The 23,666-nt window shown below is 67.9% G+C and carries 18 protein-coding genes; 11 read left to right on the top strand and 7 right to left on the bottom strand.

Going from position 1 to position 23,666, the window contains the following annotated elements; all coding sequences use genetic code 11:
- The first annotated feature begins 59 nt into the window (after positions 1-59).
- The 4 genes from ACNAW0_RS02125 to ACNAW0_RS02110 all read left to right on the top strand — a co-directional run bounded on the left by ACNAW0_RS02125 (position 60) and on the right by ACNAW0_RS02110 (position 4,785).
- Positions 60-1,511: a sensor histidine kinase gene (locus tag ACNAW0_RS02125; protein ID WP_416285932.1), complete on the top strand. Its 1,452-nt coding sequence runs from the start codon at positions 60-62 to the stop codon at positions 1,509-1,511.
- Positions 1,508-2,206: a response regulator transcription factor gene (locus ACNAW0_RS02120; protein ID WP_416285931.1), complete on the top strand. Its 699-nt coding sequence runs from the start codon at positions 1,508-1,510 to the stop codon at positions 2,204-2,206. The genes ACNAW0_RS02125 and ACNAW0_RS02120 overlap by 4 nt, the downstream gene beginning before the upstream one ends.
- Positions 2,207-2,244: 38 nt before the next feature.
- Positions 2,245-2,655 (top strand): NUDIX hydrolase, encoded by a 411-nt coding sequence (locus ACNAW0_RS02115; protein WP_416285930.1) that lies wholly within the window; start codon positions 2,245-2,247, stop codon positions 2,653-2,655.
- Between the two features lie 225 nt (positions 2,656-2,880).
- A complete protein-coding gene (locus ACNAW0_RS02110; protein WP_416285929.1) occupies positions 2,881-4,785 on the top strand; it encodes a CocE/NonD family hydrolase in 1,905 nt (634 codons plus the stop codon).
- A gap of 9 nt (positions 4,786-4,794) precedes the next feature.
- On the opposite strand, the gene ACNAW0_RS02105 is transcribed toward ACNAW0_RS02110, so the two are convergent.
- On the bottom strand, positions 4,795-5,100 hold the full coding sequence (locus tag ACNAW0_RS02105) for a zinc ribbon domain-containing protein (protein ID WP_416285928.1): 306 nt from the start codon (positions 5,098-5,100) through the stop codon (positions 4,795-4,797).
- A gap of 466 nt (positions 5,101-5,566) precedes the next feature.
- On the opposite strand from ACNAW0_RS02105, the gene ACNAW0_RS02100 reads away from it, so the two are divergent.
- Entirely contained in the window at positions 5,567-6,157 is a 591-nt protein-coding gene (locus tag ACNAW0_RS02100; RefSeq protein WP_416285927.1) for a DinB family protein, read from the top strand.
- Between the two features lie 28 nt (positions 6,158-6,185).
- Here the strand turns inward: ACNAW0_RS02100 and ACNAW0_RS02095 are convergent, their stop codons facing one another.
- Positions 6,186-7,358: a winged helix DNA-binding domain-containing protein gene (locus ACNAW0_RS02095; RefSeq protein ID WP_416285926.1), complete on the bottom strand. Its 1,173-nt coding sequence runs from the start codon at positions 7,356-7,358 to the stop codon at positions 6,186-6,188.
- A gap of 121 nt (positions 7,359-7,479) precedes the next feature.
- Positions 7,480-8,625, bottom strand: coding sequence for an epoxide hydrolase family protein (locus ACNAW0_RS02090; protein ID WP_416285925.1), 1,146 nt, complete (start codon positions 8,623-8,625; stop codon positions 7,480-7,482).
- Between the two features lie 63 nt (positions 8,626-8,688).
- Here ACNAW0_RS02090 and ACNAW0_RS02085 point away from each other — a divergent pair, with 63 nt between their 5' ends.
- On the top strand, positions 8,689-9,639 hold the full coding sequence (locus ACNAW0_RS02085) for a helix-turn-helix transcriptional regulator (protein ID WP_416285924.1): 951 nt from the start codon (positions 8,689-8,691) through the stop codon (positions 9,637-9,639).
- Between the two features lie 441 nt (positions 9,640-10,080).
- The gene (locus tag ACNAW0_RS02080; RefSeq protein ID WP_416285923.1) at positions 10,081-10,620 is read left to right on the top strand and encodes a GNAT family N-acetyltransferase; all 540 of its coding nucleotides are present in this window, start codon (positions 10,081-10,083) and stop codon (positions 10,618-10,620) included.
- A 103-nt stretch (positions 10,621-10,723) separates the two neighbouring features.
- Here ACNAW0_RS02080 and pbp4b read toward each other — a convergent pair whose 3' ends face one another.
- A complete protein-coding gene (gene pbp4b, locus ACNAW0_RS02075; RefSeq protein ID WP_416285922.1) occupies positions 10,724-13,435 on the bottom strand; it encodes a penicillin binding protein PBP4B in 2,712 nt (903 codons plus the stop codon).
- A 415-nt stretch (positions 13,436-13,850) separates the two neighbouring features.
- On the opposite strand from pbp4b, the gene ACNAW0_RS02070 reads away from it, so the two are divergent.
- Positions 13,851-14,279 carry a nitroreductase family deazaflavin-dependent oxidoreductase gene (locus ACNAW0_RS02070; RefSeq protein ID WP_416285921.1) on the top strand — a complete coding sequence of 143 codons (429 nt, stop codon included), beginning with the start codon at positions 13,851-13,853 and terminating at the stop codon, positions 14,277-14,279.
- 238 nt (positions 14,280-14,517) lie between these two features.
- On the opposite strand, the gene ACNAW0_RS02065 is transcribed toward ACNAW0_RS02070, so the two are convergent.
- From ACNAW0_RS02065 to ACNAW0_RS02055, 3 genes are all read right to left on the bottom strand, one after another.
- Positions 14,518-16,935: a glycoside hydrolase family 28 protein gene (locus ACNAW0_RS02065; RefSeq protein WP_416285919.1), complete on the bottom strand. Its 2,418-nt coding sequence runs from the start codon at positions 16,933-16,935 to the stop codon at positions 14,518-14,520.
- A 35-nt stretch (positions 16,936-16,970) separates the two neighbouring features.
- Positions 16,971-18,488, bottom strand: coding sequence for a pectinesterase family protein (locus ACNAW0_RS02060; RefSeq protein ID WP_416285918.1), 1,518 nt, complete (start codon positions 18,486-18,488; stop codon positions 16,971-16,973).
- Positions 18,489-18,664: 176 nt separating this feature from the next.
- Positions 18,665-19,339: a hypothetical protein gene (locus ACNAW0_RS02055; protein WP_416285917.1), complete on the bottom strand. Its 675-nt coding sequence runs from the start codon at positions 19,337-19,339 to the stop codon at positions 18,665-18,667.
- 172 nt (positions 19,340-19,511) lie between these two features.
- Between ACNAW0_RS02055 and ACNAW0_RS02050 the strand changes: the two genes are divergently transcribed.
- The 3 genes from ACNAW0_RS02050 to ACNAW0_RS02040 all read left to right on the top strand — a co-directional run bounded on the left by ACNAW0_RS02050 (position 19,512) and on the right by ACNAW0_RS02040 (position 23,601).
- Positions 19,512-20,723 (top strand): HupE/UreJ family protein, encoded by a 1,212-nt coding sequence (locus tag ACNAW0_RS02050; RefSeq protein ID WP_416285916.1) that lies wholly within the window; start codon positions 19,512-19,514, stop codon positions 20,721-20,723.
- Between the two features lie 126 nt (positions 20,724-20,849).
- Positions 20,850-22,433 carry a fibronectin type III domain-containing protein gene (locus ACNAW0_RS02045; protein ID WP_416285915.1) on the top strand — a complete coding sequence of 528 codons (1,584 nt, stop codon included), beginning with the start codon at positions 20,850-20,852 and terminating at the stop codon, positions 22,431-22,433.
- A 97-nt stretch (positions 22,434-22,530) separates the two neighbouring features.
- Entirely contained in the window at positions 22,531-23,601 is a 1,071-nt protein-coding gene (locus ACNAW0_RS02040; protein WP_416285914.1) for a WxL protein peptidoglycan domain-containing protein, read from the top strand.
- Positions 23,602-23,666: the final 65 nt, after the last annotated feature.

Below are 23,666 nucleotides of genomic sequence, written 5' to 3'. Positions count from 1 at the left end.
GCGCCGCCGCCCGCTGGGCAGCCCCGAGCCTGCCCAGCGGCCCGGCCGCGGCACGCCAGGTGAGCGTTGGCGAATTTCGCGCGCAGAGACCGCATCAGTCATTGAGACTGCAGTCGGTCGAACCACGGAAGCATCATCGCGCCGCGACCCGCGCGCGTCCTCCGGCAGCGGATGGCAGTTCCTACGCAGATTTGCGTAGGCCGCCCGTGCCTGGTCACGCCCGTTGTCGTAGCTGGTCACCCGGGCGCGGCCACTATGATCGCGGCATGAAACGCCGAGTGGCACCGTTCCGGCTGCCTGTCCTGGCGCAGGACGTCCTGCTCGGACTCTTCGTCGCCGTGATGCAGGTCCAGGGCACCCTCGCGAAACCCGCGGAGCCGGGGTCGCGGTCGCTGGCCGATTTCGGGCACCTGGGATACGTCCTACTGGCCGTTTGCGGCCTGGTGCTGGCCGTGCGCCGCCGCTGGCCGATGCCGGTGTTCATCACGGCCGCTCTCGCCAGCCTGGTGTACTTCGCCATCGGCTTCCCGGACGGGCCCGGATGGATCGGGCTCTTCGTCGCCCTGTACACGCTGACCGCCTACGGCGACGGGCGCAGGTCGCTGGTGATCGCGTACGGGGGCATCGCCGTGCTGGCCACCGGCTGGCTCATCGCCGCGGCCGACATCGAGCCGCGGGCCGCCATCGGATGGGTTTTCTTCCGGATCGCGGCGTCGATCATGGCCGCGGCCCTCGGTGAGTCGATCCGGTCTCGGCGGGTCATCGCGGCCGAAGCCCAGGAGCGTGCTCGGCAGGCCGAACGGACCCGGGAGGAGGAAGCGCGCTCGCGGGTCGACGCCGAGCGGCTCCGGATCGCGCGCGAGGTCCACGACACGGTCGCGCACGCCATCGCGGTCATCAACGTGCAGGCCGGCGTCACCGCGTATCTGCTCGACAAACGGCCGGAACGGGCGCGCGATGCGCTGGTGATCATCGAGCAGACGAGCGCCCAGGCGCTGCACGAGATGCGGGCAATCCTCGGGGTGCTTCGTTCTCCGGACAACGGGCGAGTGCCGCACCCCGGCCTGGGCCAGATCACCGAGCTCACCTCGGTGGCCCGCGAGGCCGGACTCGACATCGAGCTCGAGGTGAATTCGTCGGCTACGCCATTGCCGAGCGCGGTGGACAACACGGCCTACCGGATCTTGCAGGAGTCGATCACCAACGTGATCCGCCACGTCGGCCCGACGCGGGTGACGGTCGCGCTCGACTACGGAACCGATGTCTTGGAGGTTCGAGTGGCCAATGACGGTGTCCGGGATGCCTCGGGTGATGGCGCCGCAGGTCGGGACGCGCCGGCCCAACGCCGGGCCGACACCGACAGCTCGGCCACGTCGGGCCGTGGGATCATCGGAATGCGCGAGCGCTGCGGGCTCCTGGGCGGAGAGCTGACCGCCGGGCCGCGGCCGTGCGGCGGGTTCGAAGTCAAGGCGCGACTGCCGCTGGTGCCGGCCGGAGCGGTGCTCCCATGAGCACGGCGGCCAACCCGTCATACGGCAAGGCCCCGATCAAGGTGCTGCTCGCCGACGACCAGGTTCTGGTGCGGTCCGGGTTCAAGGGGCTGCTCGACGTCGAAGACGACATTATGGTGGTAGGGGAGGCCGCCAACGGCGCCGAGGCCGTGGAGCGGGCTCGGGCCACCCGGCCTGACGTCGTACTCATGGACATCCGCATGCCGGAGTTGGACGGGATCAAGGCCACCGGCCAAATCGCCAAGACGCGCGGTCTCGAGCAGGTCCGGGTCCTGATCCTGACCACGTACGACACTGACGCGTACGTCTTCGAGGCGCTGCAGGCCGGCGCGAGCGGCTTCCTGCTCAAAGACGCCGGGCCGGCCGAGCTGTTGCACGCCATCCGGGTGGTCGCCGCTGGAGAGGCGCTGCTCGCGCCGCGGATCACCCGGCGTCTCATCGCCCAGTTCACCGAGGAACGGATCGCCACCCAGGCCGGGAAAGAACGGCTGGCGGTGCTGACGCAACGCGAGCGTGAGGTACTGGCCCTGGTGGGACAGGGTTTGAGCAACGACGAGATCGGGGCCGAGCTGTTCCTCAGTCCGGCTACCGCCCGCACCCATGTCAGCCACGCGATGGCGAAGCTGGGTGCGCGCGACCGCGCGCAGCTGGTCGTCATCGCCTACCAGACCGGGCTGGTCAGCCCCCGACCATGAGTCTCCGGGTACGGGATCCGGCATGACATGATCTCGGAGTGGCCAGCTATGAGGTTGCCCTCGTCCTGCTCGTCGATCCCTCAGGTGCGGTTCTCTTGCAGCACCGCGACGAGCACGCACCCGTCTCGCCGAACCAATGGGGCCTGCCGGGCGGCCACATCGAGCCCGGCGAGACGCCGGAGGAGGCTGCCCGCCGCGAGCTGCTGGAGGAGACCGGCCTGACCGTGGGCGAGCTGCACCCACTGTGGACCGGCCCGCGCCCCTATGAGGAGGGCTTTCCGCACACCGTCACGGTCCATGTCTTCCAGGGCACCACCGACGCGCGGCAACAGGACGTGGTAGTCGGTGAAGGTCGAGCCATGGTCTTCGTGCCCCGCGACGAGGCGCTCGACCGCGAGCTGGCGGTCTCCACCGCGCTGGTCCTGCCCCTTTATTTCAAGGCCGCCTAATCGGTGTGGTCCTGAACCAGGGCTGCACGTTGTCGGACTCGCCTGGCTGGATTGGGCTGGCAGGTCCGCGCACTGTCTCGGCATCTCGGCAGATGTCTATGTGGCGTGCCACGGACTTCGTGCATCTGCCTGATGACGATCAATCGGCCTCTTCTTAAGGTGCGCATAGTGGTCGAGCCGGCGTGTCAGGCGAGCGTTGCCGGCGGGCCGATGAGGAGGGAAGCCATGAGGGCGATCGTTTCGGTCGGCGCAGCGATGGCGATGCTAGCCGTGACGGCGCCGGCGGTCGCCGCCGAGCGGGTCGAGGCGCCGACGATCGCCGTGGCGGACGGAGTCACCCAGCCGGTGTTCGGCTACGCCGATGCGATCCGCGAGCGGATCTGGGTCGACACCGACTTCGACAGCGACCGGGACGGCGTCAAGGATGTCATCCGTGTCGACCTCATCCGGCCGGCGGCCACCGCGCAGGGCCTGAAGGTGCCCGTCATCATCGACGACAGCCCCTACTACGCGACTTTGGGGCGCGGCAACGAGTCCGAGCTCAAGGCCGACCTCGATGGTGATGGTCTTCTCGACCGCTGGCCGCTGTTCTACGACAACTACTTCGTGCCTCGTGGCTACGCCATCGCACTCGTCGACATGCCCGGCACGGCCGGTTCCACCGGCTGCCCGACGATCCAGGGCGCGAACGAGAACGCCTCCGGAGCGGCAGTCATCGACTGGCTCAACGGCCGCCGCACCGGGCACGACTCCCACGGCAATCCGGTCGTGGTCGACTGGCACAACGGCAAGTCCGCGATGATCGGAAAGTCGTACGACGGATCACTGGCGATGGCCGCAGCGGCGTCCGGCGTTGACGGCCTGTCCACCGTCGTCCCCATCTCCGGACCGTACAACTACTACGACTACACACGCAGCAACGGCATCATCACGCGTGGCAACAACTACCTGGAGTCGCTCGCCCGGACCATCACGGCTGACGACCCGGCACGTCAGTCCAGGTGCGCGCCGGTCTGGAAGGAGATAGGGGCCAACGACGGCGACGAACACGGCGACTACACGTCGTTCTGGCACGAACGGAACTACCTGGACGACGCCGCGAACATCAAGGCCAGCGTGTTCCTCGTCCACGGCATCCAGGACGACAACGTCCGGCCCGACCACTTCAGCAAGTTCTGGCAAGCGCTGAAGACGTACGACGTCCCGCGCAAGCTGTGGCTCGGCCGCGTCGGTCACATCGACCCGTTCGACTTCCGTCGGGACGTGTGGGTCGGCACGCTCCACCGCTGGTTCGACTACTGGCTCCAGGGGATCAACAACGGCATCGTGAACGAGCCGAAGGTCGATGTGGAACCGTCCGTCGGCGTCTGGGAGCAGCACGCCGACTGGCCGATCCCCCGTACGGGAAACGTCAACATGTGGCTGCGTCCCGACGCCGACAGCGCCGGAGGGCTCGCACTCACCCCGGCCCAGGGCGCGCCGACAACCCGTTCGTTCGTCGACAACCCCAACCAGCTCGAAGCGGCGATGATCGACAACCCGAACCAGCCGTCAGAGAACCGCCTGGCCTTCCTGTCCCCGCCGCTCGAAGCGGACCTACGCATCTCGGGCACCCCCGTGATCAACCTGACCGCATCGTCGAGCCTCGACCAGGCCTACTTCGGCGCGATCCTCGTCGAGTACGGACCGAGTACGCAGAACAGCCGAACCGGCGACGGAATCCTCCAGACGACGCTGCCCGAGGAGTGCTACGGCGAGTCGAGCCCGACCGACGACGGGTGCTACCGACCCGTCGCGTACCGGCCGACCAACGTCACCCAATGGCGGGTGACCAAGGGGATCCTCGACGGACAGAATCGCAACTCCGTCGCGGTGGACGAGCCCATGACACCGGGCCAGGCGTACGAGCTCACTATCCCGCTGCTGCCGGAAGACTACGTCTTCTCCGCCGGCAACCGGATCGGCGTGATCATCGTCGGCAGCTACCGCAGCTACTCGGCCGACAGGCTCACCTCGCGGCCGACCATCACCGTCAACACCAAGGTCAGTCACCTCTCCCTGCCGGTGTCTGGTGGTCAGCAAGGCGCTCGTCGAGCCGGGATCCCGCTTGGCTACAGCGTGTCTCAATAGTCCGTTGGGTCATGAGGCATCGCCCTTCTCGGGCGTCCCTGCCGTCACGGGTGTTCGTGGCGGCAGGGTTCCTCCGTCACCGGGGCTGGTTTCACCGGCGCGTAGGCGCCGGTCAGAGCCGTCCCCTCGGGAGGCGTTGGTGACCGGGCCTCGTACTTCGGGGTCCCGGGTCCGGGCATGGTGCTGCTCGACCCAGCCAGCGAGATTGACCGCCGCGTTGACGTCCCGATCCGCCGTATACCCGAACTCGCCGCAACCGAAGATGCGTACGGACAGGGGTAGTGCAGGGCCGATGGTGCGGCAGGCACTGCACATCTTGGTCGGTTGAGCTGTAACCGCTCGCGGAGCCGCCGCGCTTCGCGTCCGCGGTAAGCCCGCAGGTCGCTTTCGAGGGTGTCGCGTACGTCCGGATCGGGATGATCGGCCAGGTACGCCAGCTCCTCGGCGCCCCCGCGCCGGCCTCGACCAAGCTCACAGAGCACGTCGATGATCTCGTCGGCGGTGGTCGCCGTCCGCAGCCGCGTCATCAGCTCGCTCTTTGGCCTGGGTGGCTCGTCGACTCCCTGCGGGACGTCACGGATCCGTTCTACCTCGGCGGTGGTGATCGCGCGGGGCACGATGGTAGCCGGCCGACGGGTGGTGATGGTCACGGGTGATGGGTGCACCGGCTGCCCACGCGCCCGATCCGGGGCAGCCGAGGATGCCGACCGCTCCAGCCGGGCGCTGATCTTGCAGATGGCACCCCGCACGTTGGCTCGACGCATAAGGAAGACTGGCGGGCATGGCTGACTTGGGCGATGCGAAGGCTGCGCTGCACCACTACCTCCAGGCGGCTCGCGAAGACCTGATCTGGAAGCTCGACGGGCTGAGCGAACGCGAGGCCAGACTGCCCCGCACCGCGACCGGCAACAACCTGCTGGGAGTCCTTAAGCATTGCCTCAATGTCGAAGCCGGCTACTTCGGGCCTACCTTCGGGCGCGAATTCCCGACGCCTGAGGAACTGGTCCCCATGCAGGCGTTCGAGGAGGACCCGCAGGCAGACTGGTACGCGCGGGAGGAGGAGACGAAGGATGGGCTGATCGACCTGTATCGCCGTGTCGGGGTGTTCGCGGATCAGACGATCGAACAGCTACCGCTCGACGCGCCGGGGCGGGTGTCGTGGTGGCGGCCAGGTGGACAAGCCGTGACGCTGCAAAGGATCATCGTCCACGTGACCTGCGACCTCGCTCGTCACGCCGGTCACGCCGACATCATGCGCGAGCAGCACGACACGGCGATCGGCCTGCGGCGGGAGAACACCAACATCCCTCACGACTATGACTGGCCGGCGTACGTCACCAAGCTGACGAAGCTGGCTGACCGCTTCGGATAGCCGCCCGGATCGGTTGGCGCTGGCGTGGTTACGCGTGGCCGCCTATGGTCACGGCGCCGATGGTCAGCTGTGGTCTGCCTTCCAGGATTTCCCCGATGCGTTCCACCTGGTCGTCGAGATCCCGACGCTCGGCGACGGTGAGCGGGGTAAGCGGCTCGACCGTGATGTTCACCTTGCGTCCGGAGCGGTGGTAGTGCCAGATCCCGGCAACGGTGCCGTCGATGAGCAGTACCGGGAAGTTGCCGGCCTGGCCGCCGGAGAGCGCGCGTCGCGCGGCGGCGCCGGGGAAGAGCTGCTCGCGCGGGTGGCAGCCGACGGTGTAGGCGTCGAAGTATGGCAGTAGCCGCACCCCGTGCGGTGGCACGGGTGCCGGCGCGGTGTCGCCGGCCGGGACCCAGGCGACACTGCCGGCGACGTCGATCTGTTGCAGTTCGCCGGTGAGGGAGTCGAACAGCTGGGTTGCCCAGCGGCGAGGCGCGGCCAGCCATTGCGCGAACTGCTGCGGTGTGGCCGGCCCGTACGCGTGCAGGTAGCGCCGGACCAGGCCGGCGAGGGCGTCGGGTGCCGGGGCGGGCTGGAATCCAGGCAGCGACCGCTGCGGGCTGGTGTAGGTGACCTTCCGCCCGCGGTTCGGGCCGAAACACAGTGCTCCACGGTGTGCGGCCAGGTGCATCGCCTGCCGCCAGCGCGGCCACATGGCCCCGAACGCCGGCATCACGGGGTCGGCGGCCCAGGGGCCGGTGCGGGCGGCCACCTCCGCGGTGAGTTCGTCGATGGTCAGTTCCGCGTCGGCCAGTGCTTCCGCGATGGCCGCGACGACCTCGTCGGTCTGGTCCGGGGTCAGCCGCACGTCGGCGGACATGCTGTTCGGAGATGGTGGCAAGGCGCCGAGCGCGCCGGCCCACAGTGGCAGATCACGGGCCGGTAGCAGGTGCACGGTACCGCGCGGGCCGAACGTCTTGACCAGGCTGCGTTCGTTCCACAGCGCGTCGCGGATGTCGCTGCGGGTGGCACCGGCTACCCGCAGCCCGATGGACACCTCGGCGGCGGAGAGCACCTGGGCGTGTGCGCCGCACATGGCGGCAACGGCATCGGCGGGTTTGCCGTCGCGTACCGGGGTGGACAGCGCGTGCCGGTCGAGTCGCCGGCCCCACACATCGGGCCAGGACAGCCGCGGCAGCACGCTGGAACGGTTGGTCATGGAGCACATCTCCCGGTGTCGTGGTTCGTGTGGGCGCTCACGCAATTCGGGTCCGTTACTGTCCCGCTGGCCCGGACCGGGCGGTCCGGGCCAGCGAGAGGTCCGCCTTGTCTGGTTGCCGTCAGCGGAACCGGCGGAAGAACTCCCGTAGGTCGCCGATCAGGAGGTCGGGTGCTTCCATGGCGGCGAAGTGCCCGCCGCGGTTGAATTCGGTCCAGTGCACCACGTTGTGGTCGCGTTCGGCGAGGGGCCGGATGGTGATGTCGTTGGGGAACACCGCCACCCCGGTCGGTACTGACGAACGACTCTGGACCTGGCCCCAGGTGCGGGCGTCTTCGTAGTAGATCCGGGCGGCGGATCCGGCGGTGCCGGTCAGCCAGTACACCGAAACGTCGGTGAGGATAAGGTCGCGGTCGACGGCGTCTTCGGGCAGCTTGGCGGCCGGGTCGGTCCATTCCTTGAACTTCTCGACGATCCAGGCAAGCTGGCCGACCGGTGAGTCGGTGAGGGCGTAGGAGATTGTCTGTGGCCGGGTTGACTGGACGATGGCATACCCGCTCATGTCCCGGCCCCAGGTCGTCATGAACGCGAGGCGGGCTTGATCGGCCTCGGTGAGGCCGGCCAGCTCGGCCGGATCGCCGGAGGGGAAGGTGCCCAGGTTGTTGACGTGTACGCCGATCACGTGATCGGGGTCGATCCGGCCGAGCTCGGGGGAGACGATCGAGCCGGTGTCGCCGCCTTGGGCGCCGTAGCGGTGGTAGCCGAGGCGGTTCATCAGTTCGGCCCAGGCGCGGGCCACTCGGCTGGTGCCCCAGCCAGGGCCGGCGAGCGGGCTGGAAAAGCCGAAGCCGGGCAGTGACGGGGCCACGACGTGGAAGGCGTCGGTGGGGTCGCCGCCGTATCGGGCGGGATCGGTCAGCGGCCCGATGATCTTCATGAACTCCACGACCGAGCCAGGCCAGCCGTGGGTGAGAATGAGCGGCAGCGCGTCCGGCTCGGGTGAACGCACGTGCAGGAAGTGCACCGTCTGCCCGTCGATGTCGGTGGTGAACTGGGGAAATTCGTTCAGCCGTGCCTCGTGGCCGCGCCAGTCGTACGTGGTCTGCCAGTAGTCGGCCAGGTCTTTCAGGTAGTCCAGCGGCACCCCGGCCTCCCAGCCGGCGCCCGGCAACTCCTCCGGCCAACGGGTGTTGGCGAGCCGGTGGCGCAGGTCGTCGAGGCGGTCCTGGGGAATCTCGATCCGGAACGGGGTGATCTGTTCGCTCATGAGCATCACGCTACGGGCAGGCTAGGACAGGTCCGGCCCTAGGCTAACTGGCAGACTTGGGGCATGTTCGAAACCTCCGCCCGGCTGCTGCGTCTGCTCTCGCTGCTGCAGACCCCGCGCGATTGGACCGGCGCCGACCTGGCGCAACGCCTTGAGGTCGACGTGCGGACCGTGCGCCGCGACATCCAGAAACTGCGCGACCTCGGCTACCCGGTGCACGCCACCCCCGGTGCGGCCGGCTACCGACTCGGCGCCGGAACGAAGCTTCCGCCGCTGCTGCTGGATGACGAGGAGGCCGTGGCCGTCGCCATCGGGCTGCGTACCGCAGCCAGCGGCACGGTCACCGGCATCGAGGAAACCTCGCTACGCGCACTGGCCAAGCTCGAACAGGTACTGCCGTCGCGCGTACGGCACCGGGTCGACCTGCTGCACTCGGTCACCGTCACGGTCCCCGCCACCGGCCCCACCGTGGACCCGGACGTGCTGACCGCCGTCGCCGCCGCCTGCCGCGAGCACCAGCGGCTCCGCTTCGACTACCAACGCCACGACGGCACCGACTCGGTACGCGACACCGAACCACACCGGCTGGTGCACACCGGCCGACGCTGGTACCTGATCGGCTGGGACACCGACCGGCGCGACTGGCGTACGTATCGCGTCGACCGGATCCGTCCCCGCATCCCAGCAGGCCCGCGATTCACCCCACGGCAAGCGCCCGACGTCAACCTCGCCGATTACCTCACCCGCGGCGTATCCACCGCGCCGTACCGCTACCAGGCCCAGATCACCCTGCACGCGCCAGCAGAGGCCGCCGCCGAACGTATCCCACCCACCGTCGGCTTCATCGAAGCCGTCGACCCGCACACCTGCCTACTGCACACCGGATCCAACTCCCTCGACGAACTCGCCATCTACGTCGCACTGTTCGGCTTCCGCTTCCAGATCCACCAACCACCCGAACTGATCACACACATCCGAGACCTCGCCACCCGACTCACCGACGCCGTCCGCTGACCGCTTCAAACAACCCACGCAACGGCAAGCCCCAGCGGCCGGCAACGTACTCAATTCGTCAGATCCGGGCGCCGGCCGCACCACGTGCTGTAACGCTGTGTAGCGAGCACCGCCCGGCAGATGCGGGCGCTCGTCGGCCAGCTGCTATCGCCAGGCCGCGGCACACACCTCTATCCAGGCCGCGAGGTTGGGCACACCATCGATCGTGAGTAGCGAATACGGCGGAGAGCCGGCCAACGGCGTGACATTCGCGAAAGCGTGATCTGGTGCAAAGAGAAGGAGCCGGCCGTCGGTTTGACCATATCGAAACGGGAGGCATCCCGTTCCTGGCAGGCGTGGCTTGTAGGGCCCGGCCGCGTAGGTGAGGGTGGGGCCCGGGCCGGTGGGTTGATCGGTCCGCGAGTCTTGATCGCTGCCGAGTCTGCTGATTAGCTGGCCGACATGACTGAGCTCGGGCCCGTCGCCTGGCCGCCTGAGCCGATCCGGACCGAGAGGCTCGTGCTCCGTGAGTCCGAGGCCCGGGACCGTTCGGCGTTCATCGAGCTGCTGGCGTCGCCAGAGGTGCACACCTACCTCGGCGGCCCCCGGCCGCGTGACGAGCTTGAGCGCGAGATGCCCGGGGCACCCGAGCGGTGGCCCGGGAGTTTCGTCGTTGATCTCGACGGGGCGATGATCGGCCAGATCCTGCTCAGGAGAGCAACGGGGCACCGTCGCCCGGCTGCCGCGGGGAAGGCCGATCTCGGCTACCTGTTCCTGCCGCGGGCGTGGGGATTCGGGTACGCCGCCGAGGCGTGCGCGGCGGCACTCGACTGGTTCGACGGCGTCCTTCCCGGCGAGCCGGTGGTGCTCACCACCCAAACCGCCAACGTCGGCTCGATGCGCCTCGCGGCAAAGCTGGGGTTCACCGAGGTAGAGCGGTTCCAGGCCTGGGACGCCGAGCAGTGGCTCGGCCTGCGGTCCCCGGTCACGCCGTCTGCTTGAGCTGCCAGCCTCTGGGCCGGGCGGAGCCTGTGGATGTATGGGGTCGCGTAGGCCAGGTAGTCGGGCCCGGAGACTGGAGCCCCGGGCCCGCCGCGTTCGCTGATCAGACGATCGGCTGCCAGGGGCCGTAGGCGTCTCCCGGCACCTGGTTGCGTGTCCACCACTTTGCCCGGTACCGAACCCCCTGGTAGACGGCAACGTCACCCGCGACGAACACACGAGAGGCCGTCCACACCGTCGTGCCATCCGGCGCGTTCCGGAGCTCCTGCCACGGGCCGTACGGGTCACCCGGCACCTGGTTCTGCGTCCACCAGGAAGCCTGCCAGACCGTGCCGCCGTACTCGACGAGGTCGCCGGCGGCGTAGGCCTTCGACGCGGCCCACGGGTCGGCCGTGAGCACCACGTGGACTGTGGCCGACACCTCAAGGCCGGGCCCACCCGGTGCCGGTGGTAGCACCGTGGCCGGCAGCGTAAACCGACCTGTGGCCGAGTAGTCGCGGGGGAAGGAACCGTTGTAGTCGCTGATCGACCAGTCCAGCGAGACGACGTGCTCGACGTCGTTCTTGTCGGTGATCGTGGTCGTTGCTGGCAGCGCCGCGAGCGCGTCTGCCTTGGAACTCCCGGCCGGGACGGTCACGTCGTTGACGGACCGGACCGATGCGAGCGGGCTGAACTGTTCCGACTGCCCATTGAGCGCGTTGTAGACCCGCGCGACGATCGGGACAAGGTCCGAGACCGGGAAACTCGCACCGGCGAACCCGTTCGGAGGCGAGACGACCGGCGAGTGACGCATGTTCGTCAGCACGGTGACGGTCATCTGGGTAAGGGGGTCGATCACCGTCAGCGTGCCGGTCCAGCCCTGGTGGCCGTAGCTTTCACGGCTCGGGCCCCAGTTGAAGTAGTAGTACGCAGCGGCGCTCTTCGAGTGCACCCGCCAGCCGAGGGCGATCGTCGACGAGTCGACCGTCGCCGGGTTCAGGCTGAACGGTGCGGTGAACTGGTTCACCACCTCCTGAGAAAAGTACTGCTTGTCCCCGTAGATCCCGCCGTTGAGCATGAGCTGCGTCAGCACCGCCATGTCGGCGGTGTCGGAGAACAGCCCGGCATGGCCCGCGATTCCCGCCATCGAGTAGTAGGCCTTCTCGTCGTGCACCTCACCCTGGAGCGTGTAGTGGCGCATCGGCACGGGCGTGCCGCCGGGCAACGTGCCGAACGACACGTGGCCGTCGCGGGTGTTCCCGTTGAGCTCGGTCGCGGCGACCTGCTCCGGCGCGATGCCGTGGTCAAGCGGCCGGAACATCGTGTGGTCGAGGCCGAGCGGACCGTAAAACTCCTGCTGCATGTACTCGTCAAGGCGCTGCCCGGTGATCTGTTCCACCAGGAGCCCGAGGATCATGAAATCGACGTCGCTGTAGGCGAAGGTCGTGCGCGGGGCGTACATGAGCGGGGTCTTGCAGACTGCGTCGATGATGCCCGTGCGATCGTCGGGATTGTCGGTCTGGTACCAAAGGGCCCCCGCCGAGCTCAGATTCGGGTACTCGGGGTCGGGAATCAGACCGGCGTTGTGGTGCAGGATATCGAGGATGGTGATGGTCTGCTTGCCGGTGCGCCTAGCCGTGATGCCCCCCGAGCCGCCGACCGTCCACTTGCCCGTGTAGACCGTGTAGTTGTCACGGAAGTTCTCCCAGCCCGGGAAGCTCTGCAAGGTGCGATTGAGGTCGAGCCGGCCCTCGCTGACCAGGCGCTGGATCGCGTAGTTCGTCGCGTACATCTTCGAGTTGGAGGCCAGGTCGAACAGCGTGTCGGTCGTCGCCGGCTCCCGCTCATCCACGGGCAGCAGGACCGCCGGCTGGATCTGGCCATCGACGACGGCCGTCCCGTACTTCTTCGCGTAGCCGTAGGCGCTGTTCTTGACAGTCTTGCCGTCCTTGGTCACCACGAAGGCGACCGCCGGACCACCGGCGTCCACCTGCTGCTGCACGTAGGCGTCGATCGCGTCGAGCTTGGCCGGGTCGAATCCGACCGTCGCCGGGTCCGCCGTTTCGAGGCTACCGTGCGCAACGACCTGAGGAATCAGGATGTACGAGCTTCCGTCGTCCAGGATCAGCGTGCGAACCTGGAACAGCCGCTCGATCGCGCCGTAGGACAGGTAGTAACGACCACCGGCGTAGTACCCGTCGATGTCGTTGAACACCGTGTCGGTGTAGGCGTTGAGCATGTTGCCCGTTACGTTCGAGCCGATGCGGTTGTGGGCGACGTCGATCTCGAAATAGTCACGGTTCCGGTAGATCGTCAGGATGTTGGTCGTGTTTTTGGCGTGACCGTCGAACACATAGGTGTTCAGGGCGTATTTGTATGTCAGCCCGAGGAGGCCCACCAGATCTTCGACGGCGACGTACGCCTTCGAATCGTTGCGCACGACGTGTGTCGGGGCGATCTGCTTGGGCGCCTGGTAGGCGCGGGCGTCCCCGTCCAGAACCCATACCTCGGCTTCGCCAGACGTGGCTCGCACCACTCGACGGTCGTTCGGGAACACGCTGTCGCCGGAGACGGTAAAGCCGAGATGGGCATCGTCACCCGCATCGGGGAAGTCGAACGTCGCGACCTCCCCGAACGAGTCGTGCGCCAGAGCCTTCGCAGCGGCGGAGCTGCCGCCGAGCGCAGAAGCCGTGATCTGGCCCGGGCGTTGCGTGCCGCCCCCGTAGAAGTGGACGACCAGCTGGGTGGTATTCGATGCGAAGCTCGGTGTGGCGGCCGTGAGAGAAGCTACGACGGCCGCCGTGAGGATGACTGACAGTCGTTTCACGGTCTGCATGTGAACTCCATCGGGGGGAAGACGACGCTGCACCTACATCCCAGCGGAGGCCGGCCTTGGCGTGCGGATCTGGAGCCACCCCCGGTGGCCCTGCCTGGCGCTTCGGCAAAAGGTTACCGGGTCAGTGCACTCAAGGGAAGAATTTTTCACGACCAGTCTGGAGCGACGCGGCTGACCGTGATCAGTCCAGAGGGACGCAGGAGGCGACCCTCGCCGAGTTGGACGTGATCTGCGCAGTGGACGCCCACGTAAAGGTGTCGTAGCCGCCGGTCCGCTCGTCTCCACCCAGTTCCGGGATGGGGCCTAGCTACCATGAAGCACCAGGTCAAAGGCCTGATCGCCAGGAACGGCCGCAGGGCCTTCCATCACCCGGTCCCAGCGCATACCCCGGGATCGTGACCGACGGGAGTTCGACATGAGCGACACGCTCGACTGGAACGCGAAGACCATCGCGGAGTTCCGAGCGAACGAGGGCAGGGTTGGCGGAAACTTCGAGGGCGCTCCGCTGGTCCTGTTACATCACCCCGGCCGCAAAAGCGGGCGGGAGCATGTCAACCCGGTGATGTACCTCCCGCACGACACCGAGCCAGACGTCATCTACGTCTTCGCCACCAAGGGTGGAGCACCCACCAACCCGGACTGGTACCACAACTTGACCGCCGCCGGTGTCGGCAGTGTCGAGCGCGGAACCGAGACATACAAGGTGACCGTCCGCGAATTGACCGGCGCTGAACGCGACCGCATCTACGCCGAGCAAGCGCGGCGCTACCCAGGCTTTGCCGAGTACGCACGCCAAACTGCTGGAATCCGCATCATTCCGGTGCTCGAACTTAGGCGGGCGTAGCCCACACCCGTAAGACCGGCCAGCGAGATCCTGGTCTGGTGACTGGGTCATCCGCGTCGCGGCTGTCGCAGGTCTGAACTCCTGGTGTGGCCGAGCCACGATCGCGCGCGGTGTTGCTCCTGGTGGGAGGGCACTGTCGGTAGGAGGAGGTCTGCCCGGCGTCCCGCAGGGCCCGCCCGCTTCCGTGACCGATGTCGCTCACGGAAGCGGGCGGAAAGACGAGTGCCGCTGCTGCTGATCAGCCCGCTGGTTCGACCGCCACCTGGTACACCATCGTGTTCATGTTGATACCGCCGTCGTGGAAGTTCACCGCGACGTAGTGCCGATCCTGGTACCAGCTCTGGTCATCGTTCAGGGTGATCGGTCCGGTCGCGAAGCTCCCGTCGGCAGCGAGAGCGGCCAGGATGGCGGTCCCGCTCCGGTCGACGAACACCCGGACCGTTCCCCTGCCGACGAAGTCCGGATAGCTCGCCAGGTCGACCTTTCCGCGGAGGGTGAACGTCCTGGCCGGCACGGGGGTGATGGTGTCCGGAGCCGGGATGCTCGCCGCGGTCAATCGCACGGCGTGACCCGAGTCGGTCACCGCCTCCGTCTCGTCCAGCAGCTTCAACGGGGTCGCGTTGTAGAGCGTGCGTTGCAGCGTCGACGGGTTAACGTAGGCGACGTTCTCCACGACGAAGTTCTTGATGTTCTTGTTCCCTCGGAAGCCCGCGTCGAGCGTGCTCGTCGTGTAGAACTCCGAGTTCCGGTAGTAGACGTTCTCCACCGGCGACCGCGACGCCGCGCTGGACATCTGGAAGGTGGTCCGCCCCGGCGTCATGGTGGGCGCGGTGTCGACGTTGTCCAGGTAGATGTTCCGGATGGCCGGGTTGAACACGTCCGCGCCCGGGAACGGGACGGTTTCGGAGTAGTTGCCGTCGAACTGCACCATCCCCGAGATGCCGCTCCGCAACAGGCAGTCTCTCAGGTAGATGTTTTCGACGTAGCCACCCCGGTTGGAGTTGGTCTTGATCTTCAGCGCCAGCGACAGTCCGGGCCCACCGAACTCGTTGTCGTGGATGAAGACGTTGCGTACGCCCCCGGACATCTCGCTGCCCATCGAGACGGCCGCGGACCCGCCGCCGTCGTTGTTGTAGACCGAGTGCCGGATGATGATGTCCTCGCTGGGACTGCGGTGCTTCCTGCCGTTGACGTTGCGGCCGGCCTTGATCGCCGCGCCGTCGTCGCTGACGGTGACCTGGTTGCCTTCCATCACCACGTGGCTGCTCGACTCCGGGTCCACGCCGTCGTCGTTGTTCCACCCGCCGGCCTCGAAGTCCTTGGTCTTGTCGCTGTAGATGTCGAGGTTGCGGATCAGGACGTTCCTCGAGCTGACCGGATGCACGATCCAGAACGGCGTGTTCCGGATCTTCACGTCCTCGATGAGGACGTTGCTCGACGCGTAGGTCTGGATGAGCGACGGCCGGAAGGTCGACCTGAGGGGCACCGCGTCGGCGGGCGGTGCGACATTGCGCACCGAGTCACCGTCGATCACCGGGATGGTCGCCGGCATATGCCCGTCGTCGGAGAAGATGCGCTTCTGGATCGGCACGTCGGCGTAGTTCATGGCGTTGAGGACCCCGTTCGTGCCGTACGGCGCGTTGGTGTCCTTGTTCTCCACCGAGGGTTCGCCCCAGTAGCCCTTCTTCCACGGACGCCAGTTCCACATGTCCTCCTGGCCGTCCAGCAGACCGCCTCCGGTGACCGCGACATTGGTCTGATGCAATGCGTAGACGCAGGGCGAAAAGCTGTAGAGGTCGCTGCCTTCGTAGCTGGTCAGCACGACCGGGTAGTACTCGTTCGTCTTGTTGCGGACGAACTTCACGGCGGCACCGGTCTCGATGCGCAGGTTGATGTTGCTCAGCAGGGTGATGGCCCCGGAGTAGTAGGCCCCGTCGGGGTTGCGGGAGCCGACAGCCGGGACGACCACGATCCCGCCGCCCGCGCTGTGGCAATCGGAGATTGCCGCGGCGATGGCGTCGGTGTAGTACCAGACCTGACGCGACGCGTAGACGAGCGGTGACGACTTGACCGCCGGGTTGCCGGCCTCGTTGCCGACGGCGTACCTCTCGGTGATCTGCCGGACCAGGTGCGCGTACCTGTCATCGGTGATGTCGCAGCGGCGGTCCGGGAAGACCGGGGTGTTCGCGTTGACGGTGCGGTCGATCTCGTCGTATCGGGAATGGTTCCAGTAGACGCCGTCGCGCTGCTCGGCGTCCGGATCCTCGATGGCAAAGGTGTAGCTACCCACGGAGCGGCCGTCCTCGGCGGTCACCCGCAGCCGGTCCCCGGCGACGATGCGCTCGGATCCCTTGGCACTGCCCTCCGCGTCGACGACCGCAAGCTGCTGCCTCGACCGGTCGGAGGCGACCAGCAGGCCCTTGACCGCGGGCACCATGGCGCCGGCGCGGACGGTGATCGTGGCCGTGCCGACGTTCGTGATGATGGGCGCGGAGCCCGGGCGGGCTACCACGACGGTGCCCGTCGAGCGCACCCCGGCCTGACTCCCGGCTGCCGCCGGGCCACTCGCCCCCGCGGCGAAACTCGGACCGGTCAGCCCGGACGTCATGGCCGCGACCGCGCCCAGGCACAGCAGAACTCGCGTACGACGCCTCACTCCTCGGTTCCTCTCATCAGGTGTGTGCACCCCGCTCAGATCTCGCGGACGTCGACGTGCACCTCGTCGACGTGCGGGTCCCAGCCGAGCACGTACGCCGGGTCGCGCAGCCGTGCCGCCTCGTCGGCGGTGAGCTGACGGGAGCAGGACAGCCGGGCGTTGGTGTCGAGCGGCTGGCCGCCGAGGTCGGTGCTGCCGTACTCCCAGAAGCGCAGCTGCCCGGCCGCGGCGCAGTCGTTCGGGCTGGTGATCTGCCAGCCCACCCTCTTCACGTGCGAGTCCATGGCGGAGTCGATGAAGACCACCTGGCTCGAGGGGAATCGGTTGAGCTCGATGCGGCTGAGGTAGACGCTGTCGTCCGGCACCTCCGGTCCGCGCGTCAGCCGTACGTCGACGAAGACGTTGCCGGGACCGTTGTCGGTGTTGCGGACCTGGTTGTAGTAGCCGGCATGCAGGGCCTTCAACTCGGAGTGCTGCATGAAGACACCGCCGGTGCCCCACACGAAGTCGACGTCACCGTCGATGTAGCTGTCCGTGACGAAGGCGCGGCCCTGCAGTCGCAGGGTGTCCTGGAAGCTGAGCAACCGCACCCGGGCCAGGGTGATCCGGTCGCCGTTGCCACGGAACGCCTCGGCCTGCGACCCGCGGTACGGCGTCAGGTTCTGCACCGTCAGGTCGGTCAACCGGAAGTCGTCGGCGTCCACCCCGAAGGCCGCTCGCCAGCAGTTGTAGCGGTCGGGCTGGGGCAGCACCCGGCGGGGGCAGTAGCTCTGCTCCGGCGGCACGTTCGCCATCGCGGAGTCACCGTTGAGCACGTTGTTGTTCGGGTATCCGATGACGGTGCTCGCCGCGCCGGCGCCCCTGATCGAGATGTGCGGCCTGGCCTGCGACACGTACACGATCTCGCGGTAGAAGCCCGGTGCGACGCCGATCCGGACCGGCCTGGTGTTGCCCTCAGGGACGAAATCGACAGCTCCCTGCACGGTGCAGAAGTCGCCGCTGCCCCGGCCGTCGACGCTGAGCTGGTCGACGTCCGGGCGGGGGTCCTGCTTCGTGCGGAACTGCCAGGCCGTGCGATCGGTCACCCCTGCGTCGCCGACGAAGAATCCCGGGTCGATGGTGACGTAGTAGACCTGGGCGGGTGCGAGCGGGTCGTGCAGGTACACCGACGCTACGTTCCCTTCGACGACGACCGGCTCGTAGGTCCAGCGGTGGATCTCGCCGTAGTCCGACCGTGCCCCACCGATCGCGCGCTGGTAGGTCGCCGGGTCGGCCAGGTCGATGGTGTCGACCACCTCCCCACCGGCCCGGTGTACCCGCAACCGGCCGCTTGTGCCCAGCTCCACGGGACCGTCGAAGGTCAACCGCAGCGGGGTGTCGGTGCAGACCGGAGTGGCCAGCCGGTCGGGCGCATGTCGCGGGTGGATGGCCTCGCTCGACGCGGCCAGGGATGGCGAGGCCGGCCCGGCGGCCGATGCGTGGCTCACGGACGGTGACGACAGGACCGACGCCAGCACGGCGACGGTGGCGAGCAGAGTGCGGGCCGGCGCCACGGCGCTCCTCCTCGACTCCTCGATGATCCACGTGTAGGAAAACCTTTTCCTACTCATCGTGGCAGTCGCGTCTCCGTCCGTCAATGCGTTGGCGCCCGTCGCTTGAACCCGTCAAGGCGATGAGCGCACCAGCCAAACTCGGCTGCGGCTGGGCGAAGTCCCGCTCGCCGAAGGACCTAGTCCAGCCAGATCACGATGCCGGTCAGGCCGTTGAGCACGGCCGCGACACCGGCCCGGACGGCACGTCCGGCGCGCTCGGGAGTGAAGGTGGCGGGGTCGTACGCCGAAGACATCCCGAGTCCTTCGCCGCGGAACGACGCCCCCGACCAATCGACGGCGGTGACGTTCGCTGTGGGTTCGGCCAGCTCAGCGCCGACCACGAGGAACTGCTGGTCGAGGTGGTGGGGCGTGACCAGGGCCATCGGGTCGACGAGATCGTTGCCGGCGCTGATGATGAGGTCGGGCCCCAGGTCAATCGCCTTGCTGATCTGCGGAACGAACTGCTCGGGTCCAGTGGCGGTGATGGTCTTGACACTGGCCTGCTCCGCCTCGGCCCACTGCGTCACGGCGTTCACCAGCGTCCTGGTCTGGGGGTCGTCGCCTGCGGTGAGCAGCACCACCCGATAGCCCTTCGACGGACGGACCCCGTCCCAGGAGCCAGGCTGCGGCGTGATCGTCGCCTCCGGGGCGGGCGGCGCGGCCGGGTCGAAGAACCCCGGGCCGAGGGTGCCGACGGGGGTGGGCTTCGGGTGCGGCCGGGACCAGTCGTCGCCGGAGCTGCATCCGCCGAACAGTACGGCGATCGCTACTGCCGCGGCCAGCATGCCGGCGGGCAGAAGGCGGGAGCGCATGGAGACCGTCCTCGAGATGGCGGTGGGTGCGCCTACTTCCTACCCCATGGCCTGCCGTTTGTGGATGCGGAGGTCACCTCGGTCGGGTGGGTTTCGTCGCTGGTTCGCGCGCAGGATGCCGTTCGTTCATCTGAGCCGAGCAGATTTCGGTCGCCAACCGAAGAGGAGTCACATGCCCCACGCCGCTCGATGGCGCGCTGGTGTCGTCGGCGCGGCCCTAGCCGTCGGCGTCCTGCTCAGTGCCGCGCCCGCGCTTGCCCACGGCTTCAGCTCGACCGCGTACGTCGACCTCACCTCACCGGAGACCGGGCACGTCCGCACCGAGCTGCGGCTGGAGTACGACCTGCTCGTCGTCTCCGCTGCCGACTACGAGAAGGATGATCAACTGTTCCGGGCGGGCACCGCGGCGTTCGAGGACGGCGGCGCGGCGGAGCAGTCTGCCGCGCTCGGCGCCCACGCCGACTCGGTGGTCGCGTACGTGACCGAGCGCTTCGGCGTCACGGCCGACGGCACGGCGTGCACCCCGGTCCGTAACGGCGACTTCACCGTCGAGGAACGCGAAGGTGTGCCGTACGCGCTGCTGGTTCTCGACTACCGGTGCCCTGAGTCAGCGGGAGCGCACGAGGTCCGCAGCGGGCTGTTTCCGGACTCCGAGGGCTATGTGCGCGACACCAAGACGATCGTCACCTATGACCTCGACCTGAAGTCGGGAAGTACCGCCCTCGACGCCGAGCATCGGTCGTTCTCCACGCAGCAGTCCTGGACCGAGCGGTTCTGGGAGTTCTTCCGGCTCGGTGCCGAGCACCTGCTCTCCGGGCTCGACCACATCCTGTTCCTGCTGGCGCTCATCGTGGGGTCCCGCCGCCTGCGCGAGATCGTGCTGGCGGCGACGGCCTTCACGCTGGCCCACTCGGTGACCTTCATCCTCGCCGCCCTCGGCCTCGTGCAGCTGCCCGCGTCGTTCGTCGAGCCCGTCATCGCCCTGTCGATCGCGGCCGTCGCGGGTTGGCATCTGTGGCGGGCCTGGCGGCGCCGGTCGCACGCCACGGATCTCGAGACGGTCGGTCGCAGTCACCTCAGTCTGGACCGTGCGGGCTGGGTGCGGCTCGCGGTGGTGTTCTGCTTCGGCCTCGTACATGGACTCGGCTTCGCCGCGGCACTGGGGATCGACCAGGCCTTTTCGTGGACGCTGCTGTGGTCGCTGCTCGTCTTCAACGTGGGCATCGAGGTCGTCCAGTTGGCGATCATCGTGGTCGTCTTCCCACTGCTCGCCCTGCTGCGCCGCCACAGCCCGGCCGCTGGGGTGTGGACGTCCGGGGCGATCGCGGCGGGGGTGTCCGTGCTGGGCCTGGTGTGGTTCGTGCAGCGAGTCGTCGGAATCTGACTTCCCAGGACGACTTCCGGCAGGCGTCACAGTCCGCCTGCCCCAGGTTCACCTGCTGGACACCGGCTTCCGCGATGTTGACCAAGGTTTTTCAATACTCCCTCGTATCAGAACGGATGGAATCTGATGAGGTTCGATTGGACACAGGGCCGCGGGGTTGCGCGCCGCCGGGTGGCCGGGGGCGCCGGCGCGGCGGTCCTCGGCGTCGCCGCGGTGTTCGGCAGCGGCCTGATGACCGCGGCCCACGCGGCCGATCTCGCGGCGCCCACCGGCATCGTCCTCGGCGTGGGTGCCAGCGAATCGCAGCGCGTCGTGTCGTGGTACTCCTCGACCGGCACCCCGCAGATGGTCGAGGTCGCGCCGACCTCCCAGCTCGTAAACGGCGAGTTCCCCGCGAACGCTGTGGCCTTCTCGGCCAGCGTCGGCGCAAACAGCGTCAACGGCGGCTACAACGGCCACGCCACGATCGACAGCCTGCAGGAAAACACCGAATACTCCTACCGCGTCGGTGCCGAGGACGGCTGGTCCCCGACGTACTCCTTCAAGACCCAGAACTTCAAGGGCGACTTCGACTTCCTGTTCTTCGGCGACCCGCAGATCGGCTCGTCCGGCAACGTGGCGAAGGACGGTGAGGGGTGGCAGGACACCCTCAACGTCGCCCTCGCCGCCAACCCGAACGCCGAACTGCTGGTCTCCGGTGGTGACCAGGTCGAGACCGCCAACACCGAGACGCAGTGGAACGCGTTCCTCGCGCCCGACAAGCTGCGCCAGTACCCGTGGGTCGCCACCATCGGCAACCACGATGTCGGTGGCAAGGCGTACGAGCAGCACTTCTGGACCCCGAACACCGACCGTTCCGCGCCGTACTACAACGGCAGCACGACGACCCGGTCCGGCGGTGACTACTGGTACATCTACAAGGACGTCCTGTTCATCGACATCAACAGCAACGCGTACGCCAACGGCTCTGACGAGGCGCACATCGGCTACATCACCGACGTGGTCAAGGCGCACGGCGCCGACGCCAAGTACACGGTGCTCGTGTACCACCACGCGATCTACTCGCCGGCCGCCCACGCGAACGACAACGACAACAAGAAGCGCCGTCAGGACTTCCCGACCGCCTTCTCGAAGCTCGGCGTCGACCTGGTCCTGCAGGGTCACGACCACGCCTACTCCCGCAGCTACGCGATCAAGAACGGTCAGAAGTCGCACCCGGATGAGCAGCCCGGCTCCGAGCAGGTGGCCCAGGGCCCGGGGGGTGTCATCTACGTGACGGCGAACTCCGCGTCAGGTTCGAAGTACTACGACCTCACCGCTCCGGTCCAGGGCTCGGACTTCGGCCCCGACCCGCTGAACCCTGACAGCCACTGGGCCAACTCTGTCGAGAACCAGGAGCACGTCCGTACCTACGTGAAGATCCAGGTGCGCGACAACAAGCTCGTCGTCGAGAACATCCGCAGCAGCACCTGCGACGGGCCCAACGCCGCCGTGGAGCTGGGCAAGGTGAAGTGGTGCGGCCCGAACAACGGCACCAGCCCCGCTCAGCCGGTCGGCTCCACCGTCGACAAGGTTGTCATCCACCCGTACCGCGGCAAGGGCTGGGACCAGCGGGCCGACGTGGCCCGGTCGACCCCGGCTGAGCCCGCGTGGCTCCAGCAGACGACCGAGGGCGGTGCCGGGACCCTCACGCTCACCGCGCTGAGCTGACCCGGCCCGCTCCAACCGGTGGGGTGGGCACCGTCGGGTGCCCACCCCACCGCACGCGTTCCACCCCGCCGCTCCCAGACCGTCCGAGGATCATCTGATGCACCCGCCCAGACCACGTACGACCACAGCAGGTCGAGTCCTCGCCCAGGCCACTGTCGTGGTGCTGCTCGTCGCGTTCAGCTTCCTCGCAGTGGAGGCCACACCTGCCGCAGCGGCGGACGGCGACGTCTCCTGGGCGGTCAGGACGGCCTCCAACAACTTGGGGTCCGGCCGGCAGAACTACACCTACACCCTCAACCCCGGCGGACAGCTCAAGGACGGTCTCGTCGTCATCAACCACGGCGCCACGCCGCTCAACCTGGCTGTGTACGCCGCCGACGGATTCACCACCGAGTCGGGTCGGCTCGACCTCGTCACCGAGGACACCAAATCGACAGGGATCGGTGCGTGGGTCCACCTGGACCGACCCGACGTGACGGTCGGACCCGGCAAGTCGGTCGAGGTGCCGTTCAAGCTCACCCTTCCGGACAATGCCGCGCCCGGCGACTACCTGGGCGGCGTCGTCACCTCGCTGACGCAGGCCAACCAAGCGGACGGAAAGAATGTGGCCCGGCGTGTGGGCATCCGGATCCGCCTGCGCGTGGGTGGAGAACTCAAGCCGAGCCTGTCGGTCGAGGACCTGCAGGTGCACTACTCGGGCACGCACAATCCGATCGGGAAGGGCGACGCCACCGTCACGTACACGATCCACAACACGGGCAACGCCATCCTCACCGCTCGGCAAGCAGTGTCCATAGCCGGCCCCTTCAGGCGCCTGAAGGTCCGCGCCGGGCAAATCGACGACTCGCCCCCGCTGCTCCCCGGTGACACCTGGAAGGTCTCCGTGCCCGTACAGGGAGTGGCTCCCGCACTGAAACTGACCGGGACCGTCACCCTCGTCCCGCTCTTCACCGACGCGTCGGGCTCCGTCGCCCCGCTCGCCGCCGTTGAGACCACGACGCACGCCTGGACCATCCCCTGGGTGCTGCTCCTTCTCCTCGCCGTCCTCTGCGGGCTCGTCGTCGGCACGATCTTGGCTTCTCGCCGCCGCCGCCAGGCCAAGCCCCGCGAGAACGCTCGCCTCCTGAAGCCCGCCGGGCATTCGCTCCGCGAGCAGGAAACCCGGTGAGGCTCCCCCGAGATAGCGGTGACACGTTCCCTGCCGGTGGGTCTTCACCGGGTCTCTGACTCGCT

It is taken from the genome of Micromonospora sp. SL1-18 (assembly GCF_047921505.1).
Classification (GTDB): Bacteria; Actinomycetota; Actinomycetes; order Mycobacteriales; family Micromonosporaceae; genus Micromonospora.
Note: the sequence above shows the minus strand (reverse complement) of the source record. Positions and strands in the feature narration are given on the sequence as shown.